We start from the raw sequence: 10446 nt of genomic DNA on the forward strand, positions 1-10446 counted from the left end.
GTCGACTTAATTATAGAGGAAACAGATGTCTTTTTCTATTATTATGAGTATAAAAAAAGATATTTAGTGTTATCCTCCGTTTGAGTAACAACACTAAATATCTTAGACCCCAAAAGGCACTCTAAAGTTTTAGGGTGTCTTTTTTTCATAAGGTCGGAAAGTATCTTGTAAAGTCTCGGATGTTATAATGTCTAGCTATGCCTTTTGGATGATTGTATCAAAAAGGTAGGCAGAAAAATTGCGAATGAATACGTGTTTCGCTATGATAGTTTGGTAATAAAATGTGTGAAAGGATGTTAAAAATGATTATCTTGTTTAAAGTATTAGTGGTCTTAGTGGCATTGGAATTTTTGTACATTATGTATTTGGAAACTTTTGCAACAACTTCAGACAAAACAGCTCAAACTTTTAAGATGACTGCACAAGAATTGCAAAATAAAAATGTACAAACCCTATTTAAAAATCAAGGAATCTATAATGGCTTGATTGCTTTAGGATTGTTGTATGGTTTATCTTTTGTACAGGATAACTTAGCTTTTGTACGCTTCTTATTGGTTTACATTATCTTAGTAGCAGCTTATGGCGCCTATTCAAGTGATAAATCGATTTTATTGAAACAAGGTGGACTAGCGATTCTTGCATTTATAGTTAGTTTGTTTTTGAAGTAAGTCAGCTAGAATAAGGTTTCTAAGTTATTTTCAAAACACACCAGTTATTTTCATGAATTTTCATTTTTGGTGTGGAAATTTAGATAGAGGTTTGCTATAATCAAATCGATATGGATATCTTTAAAGAGAAAGTAAATCTAACTCTGCTTTTAGCGAGTCTGGGAAGGTGGAAGCCAGATAAGTAAGACAGATTGAAACGCGCTTTGATACAAAGATACGGCAGCTACCGTTATAGCAAAAGTGGGTCCTAATAAAGAGGACAAGTAGAGTGGTACCGCGGAATGAAATTCGTCTCTAGTGTTAATGGTTTAGTATAATCGTGACACTAGGGCTTTTTTATTACAAAATGCTAAAAATATCAGATAAACATTAGGAGGAAATTCGATGAATAACCAAGCAATTGTCGCAAAAACTTTGCATCAAGCATTGAGTGAACATTTAACGTATGAACAAATCGAAAACTTATTAGAAAAACCAAAATATGCCGAACATGGAGATGTAGCTTTTCCAGTATTCTCATTGGCTAAAATCTTCCGTAAAGCACCGCAACAAATCGCTACAGAATTAGTGGCACAATTAGATACAACTGGATTTGAAAAAGTTGAAGTAGTAGGCGCTTATCTTAACTTCTTCATGGATAAAGCACAAGTATCTAGCCAAGTCCTACGAGAAGTGTTAACGCAAAAAGCAAGTTTCGGCTCACAAAATATCGGCCAAAATAAACAAGTACCAATTGATATGTCTTCACCAAATATTGCCAAACCAATGTCAATGGGGCATCTACGTTCAACTGTGATTGGTAATTCGATTGGTTTCTTATTAGAGAAAATTGGCTATCAACCCGTTCGTATTAACCACTTAGGAGATTGGGGAACACAATTTGGTAAATTAATCGTGGCTTACAAACTTTGGGGAAGTCAAGAAGCCGTGGAAAAAGATCCAATTGCTGAATTATTACGCTTATATGTAGATTTCCATGAAAAAGCTGAAACCCAACCTGAACTAGAAGATGAAGCACGTGCCTGGTTTAAAAAACTAGAAGATGGCGATGAAGAAGCTTTAGCATTATGGCAGTGGTTCCGCGATGAGTCCTTAAAAGAATTTACGGACATCTATGACTTATTAGAAGTGAAGTTTGATTCTTTCAATGGAGAAGCTTTCTACAATGATAAGATGGATGAAGTCGTAACCATGTTAGAAGAAAAACATCTATTAAAAGAAGATAAAGGGGCAGAAATTGTCGATTTATCTACTTATGATTTAAATCCAGCATTAATCCGCAAATCTGATGGTGCGACTTTATATATTACGCGTGACTTAGCAGCGGCCTTATATCGCAAACGTACTTATGATTTCGGTCAATCACTTTACGTTGTGGGTAATGAACAAAGCAATCACTTTAAACAATTAAAAGCAGTGTTGAAGGAAATGGGCTTTGATTGGGCAGAAGATATGCATCATGTGCCATTTGGTTTGATTACAAAAGATGGTAAGAAATTGTCTACTCGTAAAGGAAAAATTATCTTACTTGCTGAAGTATTGAATGAAGCAATTGAATTAGCCAAAGCCCAAATTATTGAAAAGAACCCTACATTAGAAAATAAAGATGAAGTAGCTCGTCAAGTCGGTGTGGGAGCTGTTGTTTTCCATGATTTGAAAAATGACCGTTTGAATAACTTTGACTTTGCTTTAGATGAAGTGGTACGTTTTGAAGGAGAAACGGGACCATATGTACAATATACACATGCTCGTTGCCAAAGTTTATTAGCTAAGGCTGCTTTTGATGTTGAAAATGTTGGTGATTTAAGCTTAAACGATGAAGAATCATGGGAAGTCATCAAATTAATCCAAAGCTATCCAGAAGTAGTCTTACAAGCGGCGAATACTTATGAACCATCTGTCATTGCAAAACATGCGATTAAATTATCTCAAGCTTTCAATAAATACTATGCCCATAGTAAAGTATTGGCTGATGATGATCAAAAACAAGCCCGCTTAAGTCTAGTTTATGCGGTAAGTGTCTTGTTAAAAGAAGATTTACGCTTGTTAGGTTTACATGCTCCAAATCAAATGTAATGAGGAGGTCAACATGAAAAAAGAACAGCGTCATCAATTAATTGTAGATATTTTGACTAACCATGTCATTCGTACGCAAGAAGAGTTGTTACAGTATTTGAAAGAACATGGCGTTACAGCTACTCAGGCGACGATTTCTCGAGACTTAAATGACTTAAAAGTAATCAAGGCAACTATGGAAAATGGCGAAAAGCAGTTGAAATTATTTACAAGCGATGAGTTGAAGAGTCAAGAAGACCAGGCTCATTTGCACCAATTGATTGCGGAAATGGTGATTAAAGTGGACCGTGTACAATTTATGACGATTGTTCACACCCAACCTGATAGTGCTCAAATGATTAGTGCCTTAGTGGATGAAATTGATATCCCTGAAAAAGTTGCTTCTCTGGCAGGTTTTGATACCGTGGTCATTATTTCTCGTTCAGAAGAAGAAGCACAAAAAATCGAAGCAATGTTTATTGAAAATATGATGTAAAGAAAAATCCTGCAGTGTCGTGTGCACTGTAGGTTTTTTCAGTTCGTAGTGGTTGTTTAGAATTTTATAAATTGTGTCGGTTTTACCTTTTCAATTGGCTAAAAGATTACTATAATAAGGAAATGAAATATTTTTTAGAAAAGAGAGAATGAATGGAAAATACACGAAGAAATGCGGCGATGCAAGAAAGCCGAATTGATTATGGTGTGATATTGCCGGTCTTTTTATTATGTATTATCGGTCTTGCTTCGTTGTATGTGGCGTTGTCCCAAGATCCTGCTAAGCCCAATGTCATTCGTGGCGTAGGATTTCAAGCCTTGTGGTATGTTTTAGGGATTGGCGCTATCATTGTTATTATGCATATTCGCGCAAAAGTCCTCTGGAAATTGACGCCGATTATCTATGGTGCTGGACTTTTTGTGATGGCTATTTTGTTGAAATTCTATGACCGTTCGATTGCGGCTGTGACGGGTTCGAAAAACTGGTTTGCCTTTGGGAGCTTTACTTTACAGCCGGCCGAACTGATGAAGATTGCCTATATTTTGATGTTGGCTTTAGTCGTAACGCAGCATAATGGTCGTCATCGCAAGCGTACGTTAGAGTCAGATGGCCAGTTAATTGCGAAAATGTTAGCTGTCACGTTGCCTGTGTTGGTACTTATCTTGCTACAAAAAGACTTTGGTACGATGTTAGTGTTCTTGGCTATTTTTAGTGGCGTCTTTTTGATGTCAGGTATTTCATGGAAAATTATCATCCCAGTCTTTGCGGTAATGGCGATATTTGGTGGAATACTTATTTTTCTCGTTTTGTCAGAATCAGGACGTAATATTTTATATCATATGGGCTTTAAACCTTATCAATTTGCTCGTATCGACTCTTGGTTAGACCCTTTCCATGATTTGCAAGGTTCTTCACGGCAAGTCGCTTCTTCTATTGCGGCGATTGCTTCTGGTGGGATGTTTGGTAAAGGATTTAATGTCAGTGATATTTATGTATCGGTGCGCGAGTCGGATATGATTTTTTCTGTAATAGGTGAAAACTTTGGCTTTATCGGTAGTACCTTAGTCATTGTGCTGTACTTTATGTTGATTTACCAAATGATTCGCGTATGTTTTGATACAAATAATGAGTTTTATGCATATATTTCTACCGGGATTATTATGATGATTTTATTCCATGTGTTTGAAAATATCGGCGCCAATATCGGGCTTTTACCATTAACTGGGATTCCGTTGCCTTTCATTAGTCAAGGGGGCTCGGCGTTATTAAGTAATTTAATCGGGATTGGGTTGATATTATCTATGAGGTATCAATCTACTAATCCATATTCACATTTGGAGGGATAAAGATGTATACAATGTATTGGTATCCAAAGTGTTCAACTTGTAAAAAAGCGGCGAAACACTTAGAAAATAAAGGGATTGTGCCAGAATTTATCGATATTAAGGAAAATCCGCCCAAAGCAAGTCAGCTACAAACTTGGATGGAACAAAGTGAACTACCGATTCGTCGTTTCTTTAATACTAGTGGCATGAAGTACAAAGAGTTGCATTTAAAAGATAAAGTCGATACACTAAATATGAAAGATGCTTGTGAGTTATTAGCAACAGATGGTATGCTAATTAAGCGCCCGATTTTATTAAAAGACGGTGTGTTTGTAAGTATCGGTTATAAAGAAGATGTATATGAAAGGTTGGATGCATAATGGAAAAACAATGCTTAAAACATAAAGATGATTTATGGATTTTATATAATGGTAAGGAATACTGTGTGGGATTGACGAAAAAAGCCCAAGACGATTTAGGAGCTGTCACTTTTGCCTCTCTACCTAAAGTGGATGTAAAAGTAGTAGCCGGCGCACCAGTCGTTGAAGTTGAAGCAGAAAAAGCGGTCTGCGAATTTGCGAGCCCTTTAGCAGGGGTGGTATCTTCTGTTAATGAAAATACTGCTGATTTAAACGCAGAAGATGAAATGAAAGCTTGGTTATTTAGCTTGAAAGACGTCGAGGTTGCAGAATTCGATGCTTTATAATTTTTAATATTTGCATGAATGAAACCTATTAGCTGTGTTTGGCTAGTAGGTTTTTTTTGCGTTTCGAGGTGGATTCTAAAAGGGGGGGTTGGTAAAAAACGGTCTATTGAGAAAAGTTCTCAATTAGCGGAAATATACGCATAAACATACAAATTACTGGGTAAATGATTGATTTTTAGCTACTAAATCTAAAAAATCATTCTAAATAAGCTTAAATAAAGCAATAAATACTAAAATATGTGATTTTAATATGAAAAATTATGCATTGTATCCATGCGTTATTTTTATTTTTTTTGACACTTATAAAACATTAATATATCAATAATTATGTGAGATGAAGTTTACAAAGTATTTACATATTATTGATATAAAAACATTTGGTTATGTTAGTAAAGTGTTTTACTTTATAATTTTTCTAAATATTATATAGGTATAAATGTTAATCTATCAATATTTTTTCTGTTTTTCATCGGTTGTATAATAAAGCTGTTATCTTATGCTTCGAAAACATTTTTAAAAAGGCTGTAAATCAATAAATGCTAGTATGTAAACCTTGAAAATTTGACATTAATTTTTATTTTTATATAATCGAAAACATATTAACGAATGACCAGTTTGGGAGAATGGTTATTTAAAATGAAATGAGAATAAGAAATTCAAATTGAGAAAGGGAATTAGTATGTTTAAGAAAAATCAGTATGACAGACAATTTAAATTTTCGTTGAGAAAGAAACGCGGTGGTGGCGGTGCAGCATCATTTATAATCGGTAGTGTGCTATTTGGTGCATTAATGATGGCGTCTGCGACTTTAGCGGCAGAAACAGGGACAACTTCTTTACAACCATCAATCGGCGAAACTATTTCACGTGCTTCTGGTGCAACCGCGGATCAGTTAGCAACCAATAAAGTTTCTGTAAGTAATGTACGCTTTGACCGAACAGACATTAAAGAATCACAAGGACTAGATATCACTTATTCTTATGATTGGACAGCTAAGAATTTGCAAAAAGGTGATATGTTAGTTTCTGATATGCCTGATGCTTTTACTTCAATCACAAAAGTAGTAGAAACACCGTTTTATTCAAATAATCAAGAACTAGGTAAATTGGTTTTAGACTATAACAATAAGAAAATTTATACTTATTTCACTGGTGATATTGATCCAAATAAAATTTACAATGGTACGATTAACATTGCGACCTTTGTGAACCGTGATCATTTTAAAGAAGTTGAAAACCATGAAGATGTGCAATTAAACTTACCAGATGGAAAAACTGCTACATTGCCATTAAATGTTACTTTTGATGTAGCTGTTTACAATCCAGAGTTACAGTTAGTTTCTGTTTATGCAAAGGAATCAACGGATAATCCAGATGGTTCAATGGATGTTGTGTGGACTACGACTATCAATAAGGTAAAAGCTTCGTTAAATGATGCAGTTGTTTATTTAAGTCCAAATACTGTTAGTGGAATTAATCCGGAATTTACGAGAACTGGATACGATCGAGATGGCCATCTTATTGGAGATCCATCCTCACAGTATAGAGCCCTTAATCCTGAATTTGAAGATAATGCCGTGTATAAAATTGATAAAGAGAGCATCGAATTATATGAAGCAAATATTTATGATAGTATGGGGTATCAAGTTGGTAAAAAGTTGGTAGAAGGTACGGATTATGAGATTGTTGAACCTTTATCCAGTCCAAATGCTTATGTAATACAATTTAAAGGAGAATATGCAAGTACTGATAAACAGTTTGTCATTACTTATGGTGGTAAACTAGCAGAAGGTAGTAAAGCTAATCCTACAATTAACTCAGCAGTATCTGATTCATTACTAGCATATTATCGAGGACCTAAAAAGAAATATGACAAAGAGATGTATGAAGCCCCATTCAATGCTGTTTGGTCAGAAGCGGCTATTAGCGTAAATAACTCTTCAGTTGCAGGTGGTATGCAAGATACGACGGGTTCAGTAACTGTTGTCCACGTTGATGCAAGTACTGGTAAAGTCTTAAAAGCTGAAGACTATGCGAAGACTAAAGATGGCCAAGAAGCACATGATGTAACACAAGGTACTGAATATACTACTGCTCCTGAAAAATTTGAAGGTTACAAATTCACGACCTTGAGTTATGATTCAGCCCCAGCACAAGGAACTGTAAAACAACAATTACAACGAGTAGTTTACTTATATGTGCCTGAAGATAAAAAAGGTTCGGTTGATGTAGTTCACAAAACAACAGATGGACAAATTTTAGAAGCTGTGAAACCAGTTGCTACAGATGAAAACGTGGGTACATCTTATTCAACTGAAAAAGGTACATTCGAAGGCTATCATTTTGTCGGCATGGCTGAAGAATCTGCAGCGGCTGACGGTGTAGTTACAGAAGGTACCAAACACGTTATCTATTTATATGAAAAAGATGTCGTTCCTGAAGTGAAAAAAGGAAATGTTGATGTAACTTATATTGCCGAAGATGGTACAGTATTAGAAGCTAAAAGCGATGTAGTCAAAGATGGCGAAATCGGCTCAAAATATGAAACCGAGCAAAAAGAATTTGATGGCTATCACTATGTACGTATGGGTGAATACTCAGCAGAACGTACAGGTCAAGTAGAAGAAGGTACCAAACATGTTGTTTACGTCTATGCCAAAGATCCTGAAGTGAAAAAAGGAAATGTTGATGTTAAATATATGACAACAGATGGTAAAGTCTTAGAAGATGTTACTTCAGTTAAATCAGATGCTCCAGTAGGTGAAGATTACACAACAGAAGAAAAATCATTTAACGGATATCACTTTGTTGGTATGGACAAATCTTCAGACCCAGCAACAGGTGTAGTCGCAGAAGGTACTAAGCATGTCATCTACTTATATGAAAAAGATGTCGTTCCAGAAGTTAAAAAAGGGAATGTCGATGTGACTTATATTGCCGAAGATGGGACAGTACTTGAAGCTAAAAGCGATGTAGTCAAAGATGGCGAAATCGGATCAAATTACGAAACAACTCAAAAAGCATTCGATGGTTATCACTTCACACGCATGGGACAATTCTCAGCCGATGCAACTGGTCAAGTCGCAGAAGGCACGAAACATGTTGTTTATGTTTATGCGAAAGATCCTGAAGTGAAGAAAGGTAATGTAGATGTTACTTATATCACAGAAGATGGACGAGTTCTAGAAGCAACATCAGAAGTAGTTAAAGACGGCGAAATCGGATCGAACTATGAAACAACTCAAAAAGAATTCGATGGTTACCACTTCACACGCATGGGACAATTCTCAGCCGAAGCAACTGGTCAAGTAGAAGAAGGCACAAAACACGTTGTTTATGTCTATGCTAAGAACCCAGAAACGCCAGTAGAGAAGAAAGGTTCAGTTGACGTTAAATACATCACCACAACTGGCGAAGTTTTAGAAGATGTAACTTCAGTGAAAGACAACGCTCCAGTAGGTGAAGATTACACAACAGAAGAAAAATCATTTGACGGCTACCACTTCGTAGGTATGTCTAAAGATTCAGATGCAGCTACAGGTGTAGTTGCAGAAGGTACAAAACATGTTATCTATGTTTACGAAAAAGACGTCACACCAGAAGTGAAAAAAGGTTCGGTTGATGTGAAGTACATTACTACAACTGGCGAAGTTCTAGAAGATGTAACTTCAGTGAAAGACAACGCTCCAGTTGGTGAAGACTACACCACTAAAGAAAAAGCCTTTGATGGTTATCACTTTGTAGGAATGGATAAATTATCAGATGCAGCTACGGGTTTAGTCGCAGAAGGTACAAAACATGTTATTTACGTTTACGAAAAAGATGTAGAACCAGAAGAGAAGAAAGGTTCAGTTGATGTTAAGTACATTACAAAAGATGGCAAAGTTCTAGAAGATGTAACTTCAGTGAAAGACAATGCTCCAGTAGGTGAAGATTATACAACAGAAGAAAAAGCCTTTGATGGCTATCACTTTGTTGGCATGTCTAAAGATTCAGACCCAGCAACGGGTGTCGTATCAGAAGGTAGCAAACACGTTGTCTACGTATATGAAAAAGTCAAAACAACAGTAGTCGAAAAAGGTTCAGTGGATGTAGTATACGTGACTTCAGATGGTAAAGTATTAGAAAAGACATCAACTGTGAAAGAAAATGTCCCAGTTGGTGAGATATACGAAACGACCGAAAAGACCTTTGATGGCTATCACTTTGTTGGTATGGATAAAACTTCAGAACCAACATCCGGAGTCGTAACAAAAGGTACAAAACACGTCATCTATGTTTACGAAAAAGATCCTGAAAAAGAAACACCAGTAGAGAAAAAAGGTACAGTAACCGTTGTTTATGTGGATAAAGACGGAAATCCATTACCTGGTGGAGAAAAATTAACAATCAAAGACAATGTGCCAGTGGGTGAAGATTACGCTACTGAACAGAAGAAATTTGATGGTTACCACTTTGTAGGTATGGGTAAAAACTCAAATCCAGTATCTGGTAAGGTGACAGAAGGTACAAAAGAAGTTATCTATGTTTATGAAAAAGATACGACGCCAACACCTAAAACACCAAGATTACCAAGAACGGGTCGTCCTCAACAAGGAACACCTACGCAAGAACAAGTGGTAAGCCAAACTTCAGTAGCAACATCTACAGTTAAACGCCACTTACCAAAAACTGGTACAACTAACCAATCAAGTAATACAGTTTTAGGATTAGCTAGTCTATCATTTGCAGGATTACTAGGATTGATTATCAAACGCCGCCGAGGAGAAAACGAATAAACTTTCTCATTTCCATATTAGGAGAGGTACCTCAGCTTCTCCAACCCATTCTCAGCACCACTCAGCTTGTCTAGGTGGTGTTTTTGTTAGCGAGAAGTTATAATAGTAAAAAACTGAAAGGAAACCATGATGAACGTTAGACAATTTATCAATAATATAGATTAACAATTAGCAACGATGAGCGAATCGGACCTTCGAGCGTTTGTCCATGATTTAGCACGAAAAATCCCTAGTGATCAACGTGAATCAGTCTTAAAAAATTATTTGAACTTCAAAATAACGGCTCTATAATAAATTGGACTGATGAATCAAAATCGATTCTTCAGTCCAATTTTTCATTTTAGGTATAAAAAAACATACCGTTCTCTGATATGATTAAATCACCACAAATAACCCAAGAGAGGACGGTATGCTATATG

Annotated in this window: 7 protein-coding genes; all 7 read left to right on the forward strand. The window is 36.0% G+C overall.

Annotated features, from left to right (window positions below):
- Nucleotides 1-302: 302 nt before the first annotated feature.
- Nucleotides 303-668 (forward strand): DUF1304 domain-containing protein, encoded by a 366-nt coding sequence (locus ACTQZM_RS10940; RefSeq protein WP_441653790.1) that lies wholly within the window; start codon nucleotides 303-305, stop codon nucleotides 666-668.
- Nucleotides 669-1052: 384 nt separating this feature from the next.
- On the forward strand, nucleotides 1053-2744 hold the full coding sequence (argS, locus tag ACTQZM_RS10945; protein WP_441653791.1) for an arginine--tRNA ligase: 1692 nt from the start codon (nucleotides 1053-1055) through the stop codon (nucleotides 2742-2744).
- Between the two features lie 13 nt (nucleotides 2745-2757).
- Nucleotides 2758-3219 carry an arginine repressor gene (locus ACTQZM_RS10950; protein ID WP_248625668.1) on the forward strand — a complete coding sequence of 154 codons (462 nt, stop codon included), beginning with the start codon at nucleotides 2758-2760 and terminating at the stop codon, nucleotides 3217-3219.
- Nucleotides 3220-3371: 152 nt separating this feature from the next.
- Entirely contained in the window at nucleotides 3372-4565 is a 1194-nt protein-coding gene (locus ACTQZM_RS10955) for an FtsW/RodA/SpoVE family cell cycle protein (RefSeq protein WP_243199044.1), read from the forward strand.
- A gap of 2 nt (nucleotides 4566-4567) precedes the next feature.
- Nucleotides 4568-4924, forward strand: coding sequence for an arsenate reductase family protein (locus tag ACTQZM_RS10960; RefSeq protein ID WP_248625666.1), 357 nt, complete (start codon nucleotides 4568-4570; stop codon nucleotides 4922-4924).
- A complete protein-coding gene (locus ACTQZM_RS10965) occupies nucleotides 4924-5250 on the forward strand; it encodes a glycine cleavage system protein H (RefSeq protein ID WP_441653792.1) in 327 nt (108 codons plus the stop codon). The genes ACTQZM_RS10960 and ACTQZM_RS10965 overlap by 1 nt, the downstream gene beginning before the upstream one ends.
- 679 nt (nucleotides 5251-5929) lie before the next feature.
- The gene (locus ACTQZM_RS10970; protein WP_441653793.1) at nucleotides 5930-10027 is read left to right on the forward strand and encodes a MucBP domain-containing protein; all 4098 of its coding nucleotides are present in this window, start codon (nucleotides 5930-5932) and stop codon (nucleotides 10025-10027) included.
- The last annotated feature ends 419 nt before the right edge of the window (nucleotides 10028-10446 follow it).

It is taken from the genome of Enterococcus cecorum (genome assembly GCF_052119425.1).
Lineage (GTDB): Bacteria > Bacillota > Bacilli > Lactobacillales > Enterococcaceae > Enterococcus_E > Enterococcus_E cecorum_C.